This is a genomic window from Flavobacterium galactosi (assembly GCF_048158585.1).
GTDB classification, from domain to species: Bacteria; Bacteroidota; Bacteroidia; order Flavobacteriales; family Flavobacteriaceae; genus Flavobacterium; species Flavobacterium galactosi.
Genome location: NZ_JBLNKV010000002.1, coordinates 474,480 through 495,625, shown reverse-complemented (window position 1 = coordinate 495,625; position 21,146 = coordinate 474,480). Strand labels below are relative to the sequence as shown.

The following is a 21,146-nucleotide window of genomic DNA, read 5'->3' as shown; positions in this document are numbered from 1 at the left end:
GGGAGTGAGGGCAGAAAAAAACTGTTTCATTATTTCTAAATGGTATAATTTATCTCTTTAAGCTAAAATGCCCTTTAGCTTCTCTACCGTCTTCTAATTTTAAGGTATACCAATAATCATCTGTTGGTAGAAGAAATCCATTGAAAGTTCCGTCCCAACCTTGACTTGAAGGAATTATATGTTTAAGCAGTTTTCCGTATCGGTCAAAAATATAGATTGTCGATTTTGAATTGAAAACAGCGCTTACTCCTTTTATATTCCAATAGTCATTATATCCATCATTGTTTGGAGTAAAGAATTTTGGAATACCAATTACAGCGATAGTTTGACTAACTAATCCACATCCATTTTTGTCGTTTATGAATACTTCGTGAATTCCAGCGGGAACATTATTAAAGATATTGGAATCTTGGAAATATCCGGAAGCTTCATTTAAACTGTATTCATAATCGCCGGGTCCCGTAACATTTACAGTGACCATATTTATGTCGCTCATGTCAGTAATAACAATATTTTCAATGTGAGCCAAGTTTGAAGCAGTGACTTTTATGGTTCGAATTTTACTGCAACCGGATAATGTAGCTACTTCAACGGTATAAATCCCTTCGGCATTTACGTCTAATGTATACCCTGTTTTGCCAAGTAAAATGGCTCCGTCTTTTGACCAAACATAAGTGTAATTACTTGTAGAAGATCCATCTTGAATTCCCGCATCGAGTTGAATAAAGAAAGTAGGGTCGTTTTGGCAAACCAATCTGTCTTCGCTTCCATTTGTGTTTAAATTTATTTTTGGTGTAGGTTGTACAACAAAAGGAATTATTGTAAAGGCTGTACAATTCGTGTTTATTGGGTTTTCTATTACAACTTTTATGTCTTGTGTTCTAGTAACGAATGGATTTGGTAGCGGACTTGACAATGGATTTCCATTTCCGTCAAAATATTTTACAGTCATTCCGGTTTGAGTTCCTAGAATAGTAGATTGGAATGTGGTTGTATCGAAAGCAAATTTACCATTTTGAGTTAAAGGATCTGATTCGTCATCACAAGTTGTCGTCAAATTTACCGGAACAGCAAAGGCTTCCGGCAAATCGTCCACAATAAATTGAATGGTGGTTTCGTCAAAACATTTTTGCGTCGTATTATTTGTAACAACAGCCTTTATAGTTTGTGAAGCAGTTGCGAAGGTCGCTGGAAATGGACTAGTTATCAAGACCGCGTTAGCATCTTTTAAAGGATTGTTTGCCGCATCAAAATAGGTCACGGTCACAGGAAACGATTGATTGGTTCCTAATAAAGTGGTTTCTAAATTTGAAGTGTTGAAAGTAAAAATTCCATCTTGATTGTCATCGCATTGTCTTGGAATTGAAACAACATTGGCATAAGGTAATTTTTCTACGGTTAAAGCAACAAATGGTCCCAAACCATAACAAGCATTGTCCACATCACTATCTACACGAACCCAAATGTTTTGAGTATATGGATAGCCAATATTTCTATAATTGGAAATATCAGTAATTGCATTGAGTTCGGCTAAGGTATCGACCTGATTTCTATAGTAGGTTATAGTATAATTTCCAGCGGGTAACAAAGCTTTAATGTCAGTTGTAACGCTGCTAAAATTGAAGGTAGTAATTCCATCCCTTTTGTTATTATTAATAGTAGTCGCTCCGTTTGTATCTAGAAAATCATCACAAACCACAAAATTTCGCTTAAAAGTAATCGGAATTTGTGTTGCCAAAACTTGTAAAGTAATTTGTGAGGTTCTAAAACATCCATTTGTGTTTACGACTCTAGCCCAAACAGGCATTGTTACTGCTGTTGTGTTTGTAAAAGCCAATGGTGTATTTATTAGTTGTGCTGCATCGGCGGTGTTGGCTCCAGCCAAATTTTTGTAGTACGTAAAAGTTTCATTGGCAGAATTGCTTGAAATTACGTTGTTTTTTACCGTTAGATTAAAGGTTGAAATCGCATCCAAGTTATCATCACATTGTATTATCGTCACATTATTGACAACTGGTAAGGCATAAATAACCAACGTGGTTTCGGACGAAGTCAATCCGCATGAATTTCCTATTTTGTTTAATATTACACGATATTTGTAACCGTTCATTGCATTGGTAACACTTATTATGGATAGGGTACTTGCAGTTACGTTTGGATAAGTTGCATTGTTGGTTAGGTTGTTCCAATTTACTCCATCAGTAGATAATTGCCACTGGTAGGTATTTCCGCCGTTATCCGTTAATGAAACTATAGCGTTTTGTAATTCGCACGTTGGAGCCAAATCAGGTTGCGTGGTTATTACGATAGGGGCAGCCGTTAGATAATTTGGATTAGGTGTTGTGTAACCAATGCCGCTTGTTACTAACCCATTTGCGTCAACTATAGGTGGTGTAATACTTCCAAGAATTCCATCTCCATTGGCATCTAAAAAACCAGCTTCAATAACATCACTGCATAAATCTTTGTCACTGTCTAAATCGCGGTAATTTAGAATTCCGTCAGCATCTATGTCATTTCCAGTTTCTGCTGAATCTAAAATTCCGTCATTGTCGCTGTCTAAATCCAAATAATCTAAAACTCCATCTTTGTCAATATCAACAGGAGTAAAACCTGGCTCAAAGGCATTGTCTAAACCATTATTGTTTGAATCGGCATTTGATAAAGCCACCGAATTGTTTACTTGAGCTTCTTTAATATCTGGAATTCCATCATTGTCGCTATCTGGATCCATTTGGTCGGGAATTCCGTCTAAATCAGAGTCTTTTGGGATACAGGTTGTAAAAAGCTTTAAGGTGACTCTATTTGGGGTCGTTTCAGATAGATTTTTGTGGGTGAAACTTATCGAATTGGCTAAATGTGTTAAAAATTGGAAAGTACCAGTTCCGGCCGTTAATGGTAAAGTTCCATTCAATCTAAAGCGTATTTCAAATGATGAATATTGGGTTATTCCAGTTTCGTAAATGCCATCATAATTCGTGTCTATCAATAATTGATTGTTAGGATTGAGGACTGTTATGGTTTTATTTAAATCTAAATTTATGACATATTCAGCATCGGCATTTAATAAATCAGTTGAATTTGCAGTTGAAACATATTCAATTCCTGCGCTCATTTGAATGGTAAAGTTCATCGTATAAGTTATACTATTTGTTTTTCCTGCCGGAATTTCAGTGATAAAACTACCATCTGTATTTCCTGTAAATGTTCCTGATGGCAATCCCGACCCAGTAGTTGTAATGGCTCCCGTAAAGGAATTAGAATAACTACCAATAGCAATAGTTCCTGTGGCGGAATTTGAAATGTTTATATTTTGGCTTCCATATGATTCGGTACAATTAGTAATTCCATCATTGTCGTTGTCTAAATCAATATTGTCGTTGGCTTTGTCGTTATCATAGTTTGTAGGACAGCTACTAACTGGAATTTTATCTGAAAACACGAAGGTGCCACAGTTTGAGTTAGTGCCTTTTACTTGATAGTAACCAGGTGCAGAAGGAGTATATGAATTGGAATTAGAATTTGGAATGACAACATCATTATAATACCATTCAAAAGCATCATAAGAAGTCAAGGCACTAATACTTAAAACTACATCCGGGATGCAATTAGAGCTTGCGCCAATTTTTATATCGGATATAATTTCTGGTTTCAGATCAAAACCAGAATAATAGCCGCCATAAGTCGCAGCTCCATTAGTTCCAAAGTAAGAAACATAAACTTGTTTGGTAGATTTGATGGCAATGTTTCCTGATAGATTATTTATTGTATATCTCACAAAACCTGAATTTCCTGTAATATCAATGGCAGTAGCTGTAATATTATTATTGTTTATTTTAACCAAAGCGCCTTTTTCAGTAACGATGTTTAAACCTCCATTAAATGTTACGTTTCCTATCGATTCAATAAGAGGGATATTATCAACACTACTAGGCGTAGCACAATTTAATGGCGGTACAAAAAAAAGATTTTGATTAGCGGGAGAGTTTGTTCCCGCAATACTTTGATAAGCAAAAACATTTTCAGAAGTGGTAACATATAAGTTTCCATTAATAAACTGACTCCCGTCAATAGCCACATAATTGCCAGCATTAATTAATGTGGTAAAAGGGGTTGGGATACCATTCAAATAAATTATGGTATTTGGATTATGTGCAATCAGTAAAACACGCTCTATATCATTAGTACCATTGCCTTTGACAAAGATGTATTCTTTTCCTGTTTTTTCAAAAGGAACTATTTGGTCAAATCCCACATCTCTTCCTGTTGGATTTCCATTGTTAGTGGCTGTACTGTTACTTCCACCAAACGAACCAGAATTGACAACTATTGGTTTATCCGATTCTACTAGGGCACCAATCATTTTAGAGCTATTGGAAACACTATTGTTGTAATTTTCTAAAGCCAAAACATAACTTTCGTTCTTGTTTAAAGTAACTATTATTGGTCCGGTAATAATGGTCCCGTTTGATAACACTGTGCCGGTTTGAATATTTGAAATAGTGACTTTTGTTCCATTTTCTGTCGATAATATCGATGCGAAATTTAATAAAGAAGTATCAAAAAGCGGATTTAACATTGCGCCTAATCTAAATGTTTTACCAAGCGCGCTATTTCCTTTAGATACAAGTCCACCAGCGTGATTGTATGAGCCATTGTTGTTTCTAGTAGCATTTCCTCTTACACTCGCATAAACTAAAGCTTCCGCTTCTATTATATATCCTTTGTTTTTTACAATTCCAATATTGGTTTTTGGGGTGAATAATTGAGTTGTATTTCCTGTGCCAATACTATATACATATGGTGCATTGTTGCTTACAACACCGGTTATTATAGCTCCCCCAATTTCAATAATTTTAAAATTTACGTTATTTGTATTCGGAGTTGAAATGTATAAATAATGATCCTCGGCCATGCCATTTTGTGCGGTTATTGGCGGAATATAATGCGTTTTACTAAATTGGGCAAAACACCCTATCGATAAAAAAATAAAGAAAAGGAGTAATTTTTTTTTCATTCGCTAAAAATAGGAAATTAAGTTTTATCTTTTTAATGAAAAATGGCCTTTTATTATTCTTCCATCTTCAAAAGTTAAATTAAACCAATAATCATCTGCGGGCAAAGCATATCCATTAAAATTTCCATTCCAACCAAAGCTGGTTGACCTAAGTTCTTTTAATAATTTACCATAACGATCAAAAATTGTTATGGTGGATTTAGGCATCAAATCAAGATTTTTAATTTTCCAAAAATCATTATACCCATCACCGTTTGGAGTAAAATAACGAGGATAATCGAGTACATAAATTTTGAATGGATTGGATAGACCGCAACCATTTTTATCTCGAACATAAACTAAATAATCGCCAGAAGCTACTGCGTTGAAAAGAGGCTCGTCTTGAAAAAAAGATCCGTCAAGAGAAAATTCATAATTTCCTACTCCTGTATATTCAATCAAAACTGAATTTTCGTTTCCATCAAAATCATTTATTTTAGCTCCGGTAATAGTTGCAATTCCTGATGACGTTACATCAAAAGTCTTTGTTGCCATGCAACCACTTGGATTATTAACTGTTACCGAATAATTACCGGGAGTATTAACATTAATTGCATTTGTAGTTGCTCCAGTATTCCATAAATATCCTGAAAATCCAGTATTAACAGCTAAGTTAATGGAGCTACCGTTGCATAATACAGTCTTCTCTTCTTGAAAATTTGGTGGACTAAAAGTACTAACAATGAGCGTTTCAGGAGTAATAGCGTAACAATCAGAACCATTTACTATTCGGGCATAAATAATTTGTTGATTGGCAACGGTATTATTAAAAACGTTCGGTAAAGGATTTTTTTGAGCAATAGCATCAGTAGTATTTAAATAATATTCAACGACTAATCCGGCTGGCAATCCATTCAATACTTGCGGTGTTACTTGAGCATTTAAATCAAAATGATACAAACCATCTTGAACGGTATCTGCATCACAGGTTGTAACTGGATTTTGAGGAGTTATGCTATTATTTGAAATTTGGAGGTTAAGTTTTGCATAATTGGCACAACCATAGGAATTTGTAGTTCTTGCAAAGACAATTTGGTTTGTTGTTTTATTTTGATAATTTGTTGTATTCGTAATTGGATTGAGTTGTGCTTGAGCATCTGCTAAAGATTCGTAATAGACAAGGTTACTTAAACCAACAGTATTATTTTTTACTAACGCATCCACTCGGGTTAAATCAAAAATAGTAACTCCATCATTGTTAGCATCACATTGGGAAAGAGTGGTGTCATTCAAAGCGATTTTTGGAGCATATTCTACTTTTATTTCATCACTGGTCATACAAGTTGCAGGAGTCAAAGTAATTTCAACTTTATAGACGCCTGTATCTGCAACTGATAGAGATGGGTTAGTTTCTCCTACTATTTCAATTGAATCTTTAAACCATTTGTAGCTATAACTTGTTGGTAATTTAGTGTCAATAGTATAGCTTTCGCCAAAACAAATAGGGTTATTGGTTGTTAATAATCGATCCGGTCCTAAATCTATTTTTGGAGAAAAGCTACCTGCCTTTAGAAAAACAGCTGAGTCGTAATATTGAAAAGTGTCATCAGCAATTACTAATTTTATATGATATGTTGTTCCAGCTATAACATTTGTTTGAGCATTCATCACCACAGTTTGGGCACTATAGTTTGTAGGACTAGTGGCAGAACTATAACCTCCAAAATAGTTTTCGTTTTTTGGAGGACATCCACCGAATACGCCAAATGACGGGATCAAAGGATGGATATTTAGTGATGAAACAGGAGTAGTAGTGCCAGGAATCACTGCTAAATTTTGATAATTTGCAGCGCTGCCTTTTACCTTTATTAAAAATGCAAATCCATCAGAAAAGCGGCAGGGAAAATCATCTTGGTATTCATTGGAAGCGAATAAATAATCAAAACTTATGAAATTAGTTAGAGGTGTAAAATCGAATTCTAAGATGGTAGCATTTATTGTTTTAAAACCTAATTCCTTATCTAAATCGGCATCACCTAACCACGAAGTATCTCCTCCTCCTTGATTTCGTATAAATGGCCCTATAGAATTTTGGCTGCTCCACGTGCTTAAAAGTACGCCTTCGGTAAAAGGAAAACTACCTCCTTGATTATTAAAATAGGCATAACTGTTTTTCCCTGCAGTAAATGTATCTCCAGTTGCAATTGGGTTTGTTATAGAAGCACAAGAGCTATTTACTAAAATATTTTCAACAAGTTGTTGTGCTGTATAAGAATCATTTACTGAAATAGATTGCCCCGTTGCACTACTTGAAGTACAACAAATGAAGATATAAAATAAGATTGTTTTTACACATTTCATAGCTCTGTAAAGATACTACAAATCTCTATTTTTTAATAAGCGATAGGATAAGAATGTAAAAATGAAAGTCCAACATAAAACGATTAGAATAGATGAAAAATGTACACCGTAATCTTTACTGTTTTCCATTCCAATTTGGTTTCCAATAGACTTAATAATTGATAATCGGGAGAATGGTTCCACGATTAAATTAGACATGGATTCCAAAGGCAAAAATTGTGTAATGTAGGATGCGGTGTTGCTTTCTGGAAATATTTTAAAAGTTAAGATTCCTTTGGCAATTCCTTCAATAATATTCCAAACTAAAAGAAATCCAAGTGCAAATGCCGAACGTTTTACCAATATTCCTAAAAATAAACAGAAAGAGAAAAATCCGATTAATTTTATGAAATAAGCCAAAATATATTCTAAATCAGAGAAAACGATGCCAATTTCAGTATAAGAAGAAAAGCTGTAGCCGAGAATTAATGACATCATAAACACAAAAAGAGTTGATACAGCAGCAAATAAAACGATTGTCAGGAATTTAGACAGAATAAATTCTTTTTTACTCATTCCGTCTATCAAATTTTGTTTTAAAGTTCCGTAGCTATATTCATTTGCCATCATTGAAACAATAACAATCGCCAGAAATAACTTTAAAATTGCCGCAATATAGGTGTTGAAATGCCAAATGAAAGGAAAATTAAAAATGCCCATTTCAGCAAGATGAAGCTTAAAAATTCCAAGATCAAATTTGATTGAAGCTATTAAAGCAATAAAGGTTAAGAGAATAAAATAAGTCAGAGTCAAAACGCGACTAGCTTTATTTTTCCATATTTTTTGTAGTTCAATTGAGAGAAGTCGTTTCATTGTTTTAGTTTTTGATAGTTGGTTTAGTGTTATTTGTTAATTCTAAAAATTGCTCTTCCAAGCTATTTTTTCGTTTAACCAAATGACTTAATACAATGTTTTTTTCGAAAAGAAATTGATTCAATTCCTTTGCATCCCAATCATGTTTTAAATAAACTAAAACTTTTGCTCCTTCATTTACAACACTTTTTACAGCAGGATGTGTTTTTAAAACGAATAACAAATTTTCAATATCATCAGCTTCCAACTCAAAGAAACCTTCATTTGTAGACATACCCCCAACTAAACCGGAATATAAAATCTCACCTTTTCTTAAAACTAGCGCATGTGTACATACTTTTTCCACTTCGTCCAATAAATGGGAAGCAAGTAAAATAGTAGTTCCTTTTGCAGCTATTTGCTTGATAATATCACGGATTTGATGGATTCCTTGGGGGTCTAAACCGTTAGTAGGTTCATCAAGAATTAAAATTTCCGGATCATTCAGTAGGGCAGAAGCTATAGCTAATCGCTGTTTCATTCCAAGAGAAAAAGTACTGAATTTACTGTTTTGTCGGTTTATTAAACCCACTAATTCCAGTTTTTCGTTAACTTTAGCATAATTTATCCCTTTGATTTTGCAAACCAATTCTAAATTTTCTTTTGCCGTCATGTATGGATAGAAATTAGGTCTTTCGATGATAGCTCCCACTTTTTTTAATGCTTCATGAGTTTGCATTGAACCACCAAACCAGCTGTATTCGCCTGAGGTCTTATTTACCACATTCAAAACAATTCCTAAAGTTGTCGATTTTCCGCTACCGTTAGGACCAAGAATCCCGTAAACATTACCTTTATATATTTCGAAGGAAACGTCTTTCAAGGCTTGTAAACTGCCATAACGTTTGTTGAGATTTTTAATAGAGAGTATAATTTCCAAAGTGCTTGTTTTTTTTAGTTTTATATAGGACGAACAAGGTTAGGATTTGTTACTATTAAACTGTATTTAGTTTATTTTGCCAATTAGTAGGCATAGCGCATTTAATTTTTGAGCAGTAATAGGTTTCATAATATAATCTTTTACTACGCTGTATTTTTTTGCCATTTCAATATCAATGGGGTCTATTGAAGAAGTGATAATAAAAATTGAAATTTCTTTTTTTATTGGCAACAGAATGAATTCATCCAGAAATTGCCATCCATCCATGACAGGCATATTCAAATCAAGTAAAATTGCATCTGGCAGATTTTCATTTTCAGTACAATTTTGTTTTAATTTATCTATAGCAAATTCAGCATTATAAAAAGGATGTACTTCCTCACAAAACTTGTTTTTTGAGATAAGAATACTGATTAATTTGACAGACATTTTATCGTCATCAATAATATAAGTTAATTTATTTTTCATTTAGATACACTTTAAAAATGGAACCCAAACCTACTTCGCTTTCTACTTCAATTTTCCCATCCATCGCCTCCAGTTGGTTTTTGGTTATAAATAATCCAATTCCTTTAGCATCTTCATTGCCATGAAAAGTTTTGTACATGCCGAAAATTTTATGTCCGTTTTTCTTTAAATCTATTCCTAAACCGTTATCCTTAAAGGTTATTACGGTAAAATGTTCATTAACTTCATGACCGATTTCTAGAATAGCATGATGTTCAGGAGATTTGTATTTTATGGCATTTGTAAATAAATTAAGTAGAATGCTATCTAAGTATGCGGGAATCGCATTTACAATTAGTTCGTCGGGGATAGTATGAGTTATCGTTATCTGACTTTCTTTAATAGCTAGACTTAATGCCTTTTTTGTTTTTTCAATTTCACTTTTTAAATGAATTTTTGTTTTTTCAATATTAGTTTTTTGCTGGATCGTTATAATTTCATTTAAATATTCAATAGTTTCTGATAATTTTTCGGTTCCTTCTTTAAATAAATCAAAATAAGAAAGTTTCTCCGTAATATCTTCTGTATTTTCAATTACATCTACAACCATTGCTAAATTGCTACTGTGTGAACGTATATTATGGGAGACAATGTGAGCAAAATTATAAAGTTTATTGTTTTGTTGGCTGGTGACTTCTAATAAATGCTTGAGTTCAATCTCTTTTTCAATTCGGAGTGTAACATCTCGACCCACGCCAACAAAATTTATGAAATTATTTTGATTATCAAAAACAGTAGTGATATTCAATTCAAACCAGTATTTTTCTTTTTTCTTATTGTAATTTAGAATAGTAATTTTGATACTTTTTTTATCCCGAATTGCTTCCCGCATTGTGGCCGTAGCTTGTAAATCAGTTTCAGGGCCTTTTGATAAATATCCGGGTTTTTGACCAATAATCTCGTTCATAGCTAATCCTGTAAGATCTAAATAAGCCTGATTTACCCATATCACCTCTCCCTCTGGATTCGCAATTACTATAGTGTCGGTGGTTTCTGAAGCTGCAAGAGATAGCAGTTTCATTTTTTCTTCCGTATTTTTCCTTTCGCTTATGTCCCTAATGAAACACACTAAATAAGTAATCTGATTGACCTGAAATGTTTTTCCGGTAGCGATTTCTACAGGTATTGACTCCCCGGATTTAGATTTTATATAGGTTTCATTTACACCATAATCGTCCCTTGTTAAATTATAGGCTAGAAAAATTCGGACTTGTTTTCTATATTCTAAAGGAAATAATTCAGAATTATGTGTACCTATTAAATCGGAACATTTGTAACCGGTAAGGGATGTCGTTCTTTGATTGCAATCGGTTATGATACCATTAAAGGCATCAATGATAATAATGGCATCATTAGCGCTCGAGAAAATGGAAGAAAATTTTTCAACATTTAATTCAAGTTCATTGATTAAATTTTGCTCTTTTGTAATATCTTGAAAAGTACCAATTAATTTATAAGGTTTTTCGTCTTTGTAAACGATTTGTCCTATACTTTCTACATATCTTATATTACCCTTAGCAGTAGTAATTTGAAATTTATCATTGAATGGAATTCCTTCGTTAATGGTTCTTTCAATTAAGTATTTTATTTTAATTCTATTTTCACCTTCAGCATAAAAAAAAATCCCCTTTTCTATACTTGGAATAAAATAATCAGGAACTTCGTGGATGTCTCTCGTAACAGAATTCCAATAAACTAGATTGGTTTCTAAATTAATTTCCCAAATCCCAATCTTTGCTGATTGTGCAGTTTTGAAATAGAGTTCAAGTTTATTTGTCATGGGAGGTATTCGTTTAATCTAATAGGAATTAATCAAATGTAAAGTAAATATGCTTGTATGTTTTTTTTTTAACATAATATGAGATGCTATTTTAACTTTTTAGATGGTTTTTTTAATATGTTTAAATTTAGGGGGTTATATATTAGCTTTAAAAAAAACCATTTGAATTTTTTTTCAATAATTAATTATGTTAACGTGTTAGTTTTGTGTAGAATTGGCTTTTGAAATACCTTGAAAGAAATCAAAATCATGATTTAACAGAAGTTGAATAAGTACGTATTTTTTGATGTTTTTGAGTTCTAATTTGTTGTAATTTTGCATTAAATATTTTTCGAATGAGCGAGCCGATAATGCTTTTTAAGAAACCGTCTTATCCTATAAATAATTCGCTTTTGGATTATTTGGAAAGATTTGATAGAATCTCCAAGGTGCCTATTTTTTATGATGATTTGTTGCGTTTTTCCGGTTCCATAAATGTGTATGATAAAAACGATCAAGATACGTTGTGGATTCGGGTGTATTATAATGAATTTGAACGAAAAGAGATTGATTTGACTTTGATGAAAATATATTCTCTGTTACATTCTGATGGTAATTTGGGAATTATTAAATTTCTGAATGTGGATTCAATCGATTATTGCACTTTTGGAAATTCGAAACCTTTTCGAATCAAAGTCAGAAACATCTTGAATGATAATTATACACATTTTTACATCAAGAAAGCAGATGCTTCTCGTGTTTACGGACTGGAACTGGAACATATTCTGTCACCGGATAAGATAAATTTTTTAGTCTACAAAGATACTTTAATCGAAGAGCATATTATGGGAATTGCAGGAGATGTATTCATAAAAACGCTTCTGGCTGATTGTACCGAAACCGAAAAATCACAAATAGCAAAAGAATTTGTCAAGTTCAATGAACGCTGTATGATTCGCTTGTTAGGAGACATGCGTTCTTATAATTATGTAATTATTCCTATTCACGATTTTGATCAGGTGGTTTATAGAATTCGTGCTATTGATTTTGACCAGCAATGCTTCGAAGGAAATTTTAAGGTGTATCGTCCCCAGTTTTTTAAAGAAAATTATCCAATGGTAAAATTGGTTAAAGAAAAACTTCAACATAGTTCGATAGAACAGTATAAAGATGAAGAGCGGGCGGTTCTTGCAAAAAGAATCCATTCTGCCGAAAATCGTATCAAAAGATTATTGCAAATCATGGGTTCTGACACAATATCAACCGATGAACATTTGAATCAATTGAAATTAGAACTGTATAGTTATACCAATGATTTAAATTTTAAAAAAGCAAAATCTATGGGGAATGTAATGAGTGCGGCTTTTGAATTTATTACCAGAAACTTTAAAAACACAAATTTATTCAATACTGGATTTTAGTCTTTCTATAAATTTACATTTTCAATACAATGAGTTCTAAAAACTATATTTCTGTCTTATTCTCCTTTGTTTTTTTATCTTGTCAACAAGATTCGAATTCATTAGAAACCCTATATTCTTTACCTAATAAGTTAAAAGAAGTTTCTGGAATTACTTATTCGTCAGAAACAAATTTACTTTGGACACTGGAAGACAGCGGTAATACAAATGCGATTTATGGTTTGAATTTTCAAAATGGTGAAATTGAAAAAACCATACGCATCGAAAACACAGAAAATATTGATTGGGAAGATATTACCAAGGATGACAATGGAAATCTTTATATTGGAGATTTTGGGAATAATGACAACGAAAGAAAGGATTTGTGTATTTATAAAATAGACAAAAAAACATTAAACAGTGAAAGTGTCGTTCCAGCTTATAAAGTCTCATTTGCTTATCCGGAACAAAAAGATTTTCCGCCAAAAAAATCAGCAATGTTCTATGATGTTGAAGGTTTTTTTGAGTTTAAAAATAATTTCTATCTGTTCACCAAAAATCGAAGCAAAGGATTTGATGGCATTGCTTTTTTATATAAAATTCCGAATACTCCCGGATTTCATCAAGCGGTTTTAATGGGACAATTTATAACTTGCGACGACTATAACCATTGTGCGATTACCAGTGCGACTATAAGTCCGGATGAATCCAAAGTCGCCATTTTAACGCATGATAAAATTTTATTATTCGAAAACTTTAAAGATGACAATTTTTTGAATGGAACAAAAACGATACTCAATTTAAACCATTTTTCTCAAAAAGAAGCGGTTTGCTTTGACGATAATGATTATTTATTCATTGCCGATGAAAGAACCAAAAGTATTGGGGGAAATGTTTATAACGTCAGTATCAAAAAGCTAAAATCCAAATCCTAAACCAAAAGTAATTCGGGCTTCTTCATCAGCACTTTTAAAATAGGCGATTCTGGCCGTAAGTGCATTCAGACTGCTGAGCCACAATCCTCCTCCAAAAGATTGATGCCATTTATCTGAATTTTCGCCTTTTAGCCACACTCTGCCATAATCAAAACCAGTAAAAATTCCGTAAGACATTGGTAAAATACTTCTTTTTATTTTTCCTAAATTCAAGCGGATATCGCTACTTTGATAAAAAGATTGGTTCCCTAGAAAACGTTCATTTCTAAAACCTCTCAAATCATAATCACCACCTAAAGTGGCACCTTGATAAAAATCAAAATTGTTATTCAATAATATTTTTGCTTTCAAAATTGTTGCCAAAACTATTTTGCCGTTAGCATCAATTTTATGGTTGAAATTTAGTTTGCTTTCTACTGTCGGAAAATTCATTTTAGTATCATTTAAATTCATTTTCCAACTTCCAGCTACTGAAAATCCCATTCCCATGGTAGGAAATGAAGGAATATCATAATTTTCAAAACTGTATTTCATTGTAGCTCCTGCAAATTTTTGGCTGTTAAAAACATCTTGATTTACGATTCCGGGGATGTTTATAAAACGATCATTCGTTTCTTCTACACTGATTCTTTCAAAGGAGGTTTGAAATAAGATTGCACTACCATATTTCCCTGTTTTTTTAATGGACGGCATAACCATTAATGTTCTAAGACGCACCCGATTATAATCCATTCCAAAAGTTTCGTCATTATTTAAAGATTCATTTCCGTATCCAAAATAATTAATCGTAAAGTTGGGACTCGTGAATTGGGCTTCCAAATCTAAATCCCATTTACCTACTGATTTTGGAAAATGAGCATTATAAATGAGTTCATATCCATCGGTTGCAAAAAAGTAATTGGCTTTTAAGATGTGTTTTTGCGTATACGGATTTTGATTGAATTTATTAACGGTGTAGTTAGTTACAAACCCTAATTTTATACCATTATCAGGATTATAACCAATACTTGGTAAACCAGAAAAAGCATTATATTTTGGTTTTTCATAATCATAAAGATTGGTTTGATAATCATCCGTCAAAAGGACTTTGGTTTTAGAATCTAAAGCATAGGTATTTGCTTTTGATTTAAAATCATTAATTTTTACCTTTTTTCCATTTTCGACAGTGTAAGAATCGTTGTCTTGTCCCCCAATTAATCGAATGTTTATTGCAGAATTTGACATGCCTTTTACTTCAAAAACATCATCATCATCTAATCCGTAAATCCAAATATTCTTAGTTTTTCCAGTAGTGAAGTCTTTTGTGTAAAGTAATTCTTCACCTTCATTTTTCATTCGATACACTCCAATTTCAAGTTTATTTTTTGCCTTGTGCTGGATTATAAATTTATCTTTTTTGTCCGTTCCAACAATTAAAACTGTTTTCTGCAGCACGTTGTAATATTCCGAAGCATAGCGCTGCAATTGCGTTTTTCTGACTTTCAATTTATGCTTAATACTTTCGATAGTTTGATCCTGAACGGATGCAGGCAAATTATTAAAAGCAGCATCTATATCAGCATCCAAAAGGTTTTCCTCGATGTATTTTGCCTGTTTTAACCATTCGCTTTCATCTGTAGTTTTAAGTAAAGCAAGGTCTAACGGATACGGTTCACGATTGAGCCATTTCACATTTTTAATTTTCTCTTTAAAAGTTTGCATGTGGCGCAATTGTGGATTATTCATCAAAAGAGTGACTAACGCACCATCATATTTCGTAAAAGCTTGGTCTCTATCGCGTGGAATGGGTTTGTAAATTATTTTTTTGCCTTCTTTATATTCGCCCCAACGCCATTGATCCTCATGTCTATCCCAATCGCCAATGAGCATGTCAAACAATCGCACTTTGATATAAGCACTTTCATCTACTGTGTATTTTTCATCTTTGTGAAGATTTTTTAATAAATCAGCAGTACTGATAATTGCAGTTGGTTTTCCAAAGCTTTTTACTGCTATTTGACTGTCATTAGGACGTTCTTCCACCATATATAATTCATCCCCAAAATTGGCATTAAAGTCCTTTAACACTTCATGTTTCGGAATATAATACAATACGGGATTGGTATGTGAAACGCCAATTTTGTCTGCTAAATTACCTACTGCAAAAGGGGTATAGGGATGTGAGGTGGTGTAAAAATCAGATAAAAGATCATCAGCATACGTATCCTCAAATTCGTTTTGAATAAACTGGTCTTTAAAAGCTACCGATTGTAAAAACCGTCCAGTACTTTTTTTCATGGCACGCATTACATATTCTTTGCCATTTTTATCAAAAAGTTGCAATGATTTTGATTGATGACCACCTCCTGCACGTTTCCGTTTTAAGCCTCCAAAGAGAGTGTCAATAGTAGCCGTTTTTACTTCTATTGGCAAACTGTAATATTTTCGATAATGGTTTCCAAAAAAGAATTTATAAAATAATGATTTTTTAGTTTTTTTCGTTGAATAGATAGATGTCGCGGTAGTTTTACTAAATGAGGTTGGAAAATCTGAGGTTATATAATTGCCTTTTTCATCTAACACGAACTGCTCAAAAATCAGTTTTTCTTTATTATTTTCTTTGCCATAAAAAGAAACCTTTGCTGCTCCATTTTCATAAATAGAAAGTGTGGCATATCCGTTTCCACCATACGAAAAATCATTTGGAAAAACAGCTTTAGCCGCTTCCGATTTTGAACCGGCTCCGCTGATAATTTGCCTGATGTTGTCTTTATTAATGTATTGTAAATTATGATCATGGCCCGAAACCACAATAACATTATCCTGACTTTGCAGTAGTGTTTTTATACGTTTTATAAAAAGAGTATAGCTTTTATTCTGAATGTCTTGCGGACTTATTCCAGAAGTTTTTCGGGTTAGATTGATGAGGGAGCCAAGGATAGGAAGTGGGATTTTTTGTTCCAATGGAAAAAGCTGTTTCTCTAATGAAAATTGACCACCGTGCGTTCCGTTGCTCATCAACGGATGATGAAGCGCCAGAACTACTGTTTTTTCTTGATTTTTATTCAAAATATTCTCTAATTCAGCAAAAAAATCTTCCCGTGTTTTGATATCACAATCATCATTTATAGTGGGGCTTTTATCCCAATCTTCCAAAAACCATTGGCTGTCAATAGTTATAAGAGTTACGTTTTTACTTATTTCCAGATCTTCGATGGCACAGCTTTTTCTGGGTAAAAATGATTTTTTGTCATTCAGATAATCGGTTACAAACTTGGCCTGGCGCTGTAATCCTTTAATTCCATTGTACCAATCATGATTTCCAGGAATGAAAATAGTTTGGCCTTTGAAGTTTTTAGATAATTTTAGTTGGTTTGTTAACTTATTTTCGGCAATAATTCGTTCATTTGGACTGTCAGTATTGGGCAGTCCTTTAGGATAAATATTATCTCCAAGAAATAAAAGAGTCGAGTTTTTAGTTGCTTTTTCTAATTGATTTTCAAGCAGGCCAATGGTTTCTTGTGCATTTTTTTCATTGGCATTTCCTGCGTCACCAATTAAATAGAAAGTATGCACAATTTTTGAACTATCTATTGCGTTTTGTGATATTGGATTCTTAATATTTTTACCAAACTGAGCATGATGCGTAGCGCAAGATTGAAGAACCAAAAACAAAAGAATAAAACCAAAGTTTATTTTATTCCTATTTTTAAAACGATTATCCAAAAACAATTCCATAATTTAGTAGTATAATTATTTCTTATGAATCTTATAGAACAAGCCGAAGATTTTGTTGTGAAATTACTCAAAGATAAACTTTCTAATTCATATACTTACCATAATATTAATCATACACGTGAGATGGTTGCAGCAGTTTTGGTACTTGTTGAAGGAATGAATGTAAATGCTACTGACAAAGAAATTTTGCTTGTAGGAGCTTGGTTCCATGATACAGGATACATTAATGGTTGTACTAATCACGAGAATTGCAGTAGTGCTATAGTTACACAGTTTTTGAAAGAAAAAGGAAAATCAGAAGAGTATATTGCAGAAATCACCAGCTTAATTAAAGCCACTTCAAAGGAATATGTGCCTCAAACACTTCTTGAAAAAATAATAAAAGACGCCGATTATTATCATCTTTTTAGTGATGACTATTTGTCCAGTTGTGAAGTTTTGAGAAAAGAATGGGAAAATACAGAGGATAAATTATATTCAGATAAAGATTGGGCAGCTGAAAACTGGGATTTTTTAGTGAATAAGCATCGGTTTTATACTGATTTTGCATTGGAAAATTGGCAACCTTTAAAGGAGAAAAATATAAAAAGGATTCAGAAAAAAATCAATGTAACTGATGATAAAAAGGACAAGAAATTGAAAAAAGAAGATAAAAAGAAAGAAAAAGAGGAAAAGCCGGAGCGTGGTATTGATACTGTTTTCAGAGTTACACTAGGTAATCATACCCGTTTGAGTGGCATTGCAGATAGTAAGGCTAATATTCTACTTTCTGTAAATGCGATTATTATTTCAATTGCACTTTCTACGATTATTCCAAAACTAGATAGTCCAAAAAATGCCCATTTGGTGGTTCCAACCTTTATTATGGTAATTTCTAGCGTAATCACAATCATTTTTGCCATACTTTCTACAAGGCCAAAAGTAACAAAAGGCGTTTTTACGAAACAAGATATTGAAAATAAAAAAGTGAATTTGCTTTTCTTTGGCAATTTCTACAAAATGCCTTTGCTAGACTATGAATGGGCTATGAACGAAATGATGAAAGACAGAGAGTATATTTATAATTCGATGATTAAAGATTTATATTTCTTAGGAATAGTTTTAGAGAAAAAATACAGATTATTGAGAATTGCCTATAATCTTTTTATGATAGGAATAGTTGTCTCAGTTATTGCTTTCATCATTGCTTTCAAAATGGTTGGAGTTTAGTTTAGTTCATCCAATAAATCCTGATAGGAATAGTTTTTAGAATCGGGTTCTTTATTTTTATTAATTACTTTTACTCTAATGGCTCTCAAACCCGAAACGCCTTGTAATTCCTCAACTTCAAATTCCTCGATAGCGGGTTCTAAGATATTTTTGAATTGTAAAAATTTTATGTAATTCAAATATTCGGTTTGCTCGGTATTGTGAGAATAGACGATGGTGATTTTTTCTTTTTCGGTTATTCTTTCTTTGGTACCTTTAATGTTGGCTTTGTCGATACGTTTTTTTACAACTTCATAACGGGCATTATAAGTTCCATCTACATCAAAACGTTTTTCATCCATTCTAAATCGGATTGAGATAGGGGAACTAAATACTAAAATTAATGAAGTCACATCAAGTTCGTAAGGCAAAGAAGCTTTAAGTTGATGGTGTTCCAATTCCATTTCGCACAACGTTTGCAATTGCCACAATCTTAAATTATGGAGGTATATGCTGTCAAAATCTTTGTTTGGAGTAATTGAAGCACCTATATAAAGATTGTGTTCCACGCCATCAGTTTTGAAACGTTCATAATAATGCGGAAAAATATTTTGTGCTTCAACTTGTTTTTTATCAAGAATTGAGGCCAATTTTTTATTGACAATAGACATGGCGTTATCAAATTTCTTTCTCGATTGGTAAAACATTCCTGTTTTTTCATCCAAACTCTCAAAATAATTTTGCTCTAGTGTTTCACCTATTTTATTTGTTTTTGTATTTCTTAAAATAGGATGTATCTCTTTTTCAATATAAAGTTGAATTTGTTGTTCTGTATCAGCTTTTAGAGGGAATGCCAGTTGTTCGTAAAATGATTGCAGTTCAAATTTTCGTTGTTCCAATAAAACCAGGTTGCTATTTGAATTTTGATTTTCAAAGATTAGAATAAGAGCCTCCAATTGATTTTTTAAATCTTCCTTTACTGTCTCATTTCTGTGCTCCGAAGAGCCTTTGATATCTATTTGCCCGTATAAAGGATATACTTCTTTGAATACAATTTCTTTGAAAATATAGTCTTTATTTGGATTATTAGTTTGAAAATATTTGAGAGCTTCTCTTCTGAATTTCCAATAAACACTTGGATGAATAGCCGTGTATTCCCTCTGAATGATTGCTTCTATATGGTGTTGCATATCATTGTTGTAGCGCTCCAATGTATCTACCAAATAAGGTAAAATCAAATTTAGGTTATTTGCATTAATGCTGTTAAGTTCTCTTGGTTTTGCTGAAACTAATTCTATAATACCTAAAAGTTTACCATTCTTTATTACAGGTGCAAGAATGCAGCTATGAATATTTAGTCCTAAAAAATGTTCTCCTAATTTTTCATTTCCTGGTGTTTTAGCAAAATTTTCAACTTTTGAAATTACAAAAGGCTTATTTTGTTCTAAAAGATTTTCCAAAGAGCATCCAAAAAGGAGATTTTTACAATCGGCTTCTTGCATATCGTGAAGAATAAAACTGCCTATTTTTTTATCATCGTAAGGAGGTTTTACAAACTTTTCATCTTCTTCATTGTAAATGATGAAACCAACTTTTAAATCGGATATTTTGAAAATGGAACGAAAAATAGTTTCAAAATTTTGATTGCCTTCAGTATGATCTTTTTCTGATTTCAAAAGATTACTTTTCAAGTTTGAAACGGCACTTTCTATAGAAGCATCGAATAGAGATACGATACCAAAGCCTTTTAAAATCCAGCTTTCGGACGGGAATTTTTCTTTCCACAAATCGATATTCTCATAATTGTCCATCAATAAATCGATATCTTCTGGAGTTAATGTTATTGCTTTATCAGTCGGGATAATTTCCATAAAATCGGCATTATATAGAATTCTATAATGTTTCATAATGCCATTTGCATCTGGAATATCGTAAAACAAAGGTTTGTTGAAATCAAAATGTTGATTGTAGAATGTGTTCAAAATCAAAATGCAATTCATTATGTAGAATTGATTGCCATCGAAATCCCGGATAGCCATGTCAAAAGTTGTTCCGGCATTGTGAAGTATTTTTTTGAATCTTTCGGTAAAATTAAACGTAAAATTTTGAAAAGGAATGGTAACCGCTTTAATTTCATTATTTGTTAAAGCAGTAGGGAATAGGTCAGCTAATAAATATTTTATCAGTGTTTCGTTAGTATGAATTAAATTAAAATCCTCAATTCCAGTTCTGAATTCTGGGAAAGATTCTATTTCTTTCAATAAAGCTTTTGCATAATTTGAACGATAATCCACATTGGTTGCCGCAATTTCATCCAAAGTTTCAATGAGTTTGTGAAACGAAATTAAGGTCTTGAATGGGCTTTCTTTGAACAAATGATAATCCATCTGATAGTTTATTTAGAATACAAAATTACTAATAAACGAAATTGGATAGACTAATTTTAGGTTCTTTTTTTAAGTAGTATGATTCGAATTTAATAAATCGATTTTTTTTGGACACTAAATTTTAA

Annotated in this window: 11 protein-coding genes; 3 read left to right on the top strand and 8 right to left on the bottom strand. The window is 32.6% G+C overall.

Annotation, left to right across the window (positions count from 1 at the left end; all coding sequences use genetic code 11):
• Positions 1-49: 49 nt before the first annotated feature.
• From ACM55M_RS06185 to ACM55M_RS06160, 6 genes are all read right to left on the bottom strand, one after another.
• Positions 50-5,017 carry a T9SS type B sorting domain-containing protein gene (locus tag ACM55M_RS06185; protein ID WP_416856708.1) on the bottom strand — a complete coding sequence of 1,656 codons (4,968 nt, stop codon included), beginning with the start codon at positions 5,015-5,017 and terminating at the stop codon, positions 50-52.
• Positions 5,018-5,041: 24 nt separating this feature from the next.
• On the bottom strand, positions 5,042-7,357 hold the full coding sequence (locus ACM55M_RS06180; RefSeq protein ID WP_416856707.1) for a choice-of-anchor L domain-containing protein: 2,316 nt from the start codon (positions 7,355-7,357) through the stop codon (positions 5,042-5,044).
• A 15-nt stretch (positions 7,358-7,372) separates the two neighbouring features.
• Positions 7,373-8,209: an ABC transporter permease gene (locus ACM55M_RS06175; protein WP_416856706.1), complete on the bottom strand. Its 837-nt coding sequence runs from the start codon at positions 8,207-8,209 to the stop codon at positions 7,373-7,375.
• Between the two features lie 4 nt (positions 8,210-8,213).
• Positions 8,214-9,128: an ABC transporter ATP-binding protein gene (locus ACM55M_RS06170; RefSeq protein WP_416856705.1), complete on the bottom strand. Its 915-nt coding sequence runs from the start codon at positions 9,126-9,128 to the stop codon at positions 8,214-8,216.
• Positions 9,129-9,194: 66 nt separating this feature from the next.
• The gene (locus tag ACM55M_RS06165; protein WP_416856704.1) at positions 9,195-9,596 is read right to left on the bottom strand and encodes a response regulator; all 402 of its coding nucleotides are present in this window, start codon (positions 9,594-9,596) and stop codon (positions 9,195-9,197) included.
• Entirely contained in the window at positions 9,586-11,415 is a 1,830-nt protein-coding gene (locus tag ACM55M_RS06160; protein ID WP_416856703.1) for a sensor histidine kinase, read from the bottom strand. Before ACM55M_RS06160 ends, ACM55M_RS06165 begins: the two co-directional genes overlap by 11 nt.
• 335 nt (positions 11,416-11,750) lie before the next feature.
• On the opposite strand from ACM55M_RS06160, the gene ACM55M_RS06155 reads away from it, so the two are divergent.
• Positions 11,751-12,815 (top strand): hypothetical protein, encoded by a 1,065-nt coding sequence (locus tag ACM55M_RS06155; RefSeq protein WP_416849602.1) that lies wholly within the window; start codon positions 11,751-11,753, stop codon positions 12,813-12,815.
• A 29-nt stretch (positions 12,816-12,844) separates the two neighbouring features.
• Positions 12,845-13,729 (top strand): hypothetical protein, encoded by an 885-nt coding sequence (locus tag ACM55M_RS06150; RefSeq protein ID WP_416856702.1) that lies wholly within the window; start codon positions 12,845-12,847, stop codon positions 13,727-13,729.
• On the opposite strand, the gene ACM55M_RS06145 is transcribed toward ACM55M_RS06150, so the two are convergent.
• On the bottom strand, positions 13,712-17,446 hold the full coding sequence (locus ACM55M_RS06145) for a metallophosphoesterase (protein WP_416856701.1): 3,735 nt from the start codon (positions 17,444-17,446) through the stop codon (positions 13,712-13,714). The two genes, ACM55M_RS06150 and ACM55M_RS06145, sit on opposite strands and share 18 nt — an antisense overlap.
• A 24-nt stretch (positions 17,447-17,470) precedes the next feature.
• Here ACM55M_RS06145 and ACM55M_RS06140 point away from each other — a divergent pair, with 24 nt between their 5' ends.
• Positions 17,471-18,655, top strand: a complete 1,185-nt coding sequence (locus tag ACM55M_RS06140) for a Pycsar system effector family protein (RefSeq protein ID WP_416856700.1) — start codon at positions 17,471-17,473, stop codon at positions 18,653-18,655.
• Here the strand turns inward: ACM55M_RS06140 and ACM55M_RS06135 are convergent.
• Positions 18,652-21,021: a GAF domain-containing protein gene (locus ACM55M_RS06135; protein ID WP_416856699.1), complete on the bottom strand. Its 2,370-nt coding sequence runs from the start codon at positions 21,019-21,021 to the stop codon at positions 18,652-18,654. The two genes, ACM55M_RS06140 and ACM55M_RS06135, sit on opposite strands and share 4 nt — an antisense overlap.
• Positions 21,022-21,146: the final 125 nt, after the last annotated feature.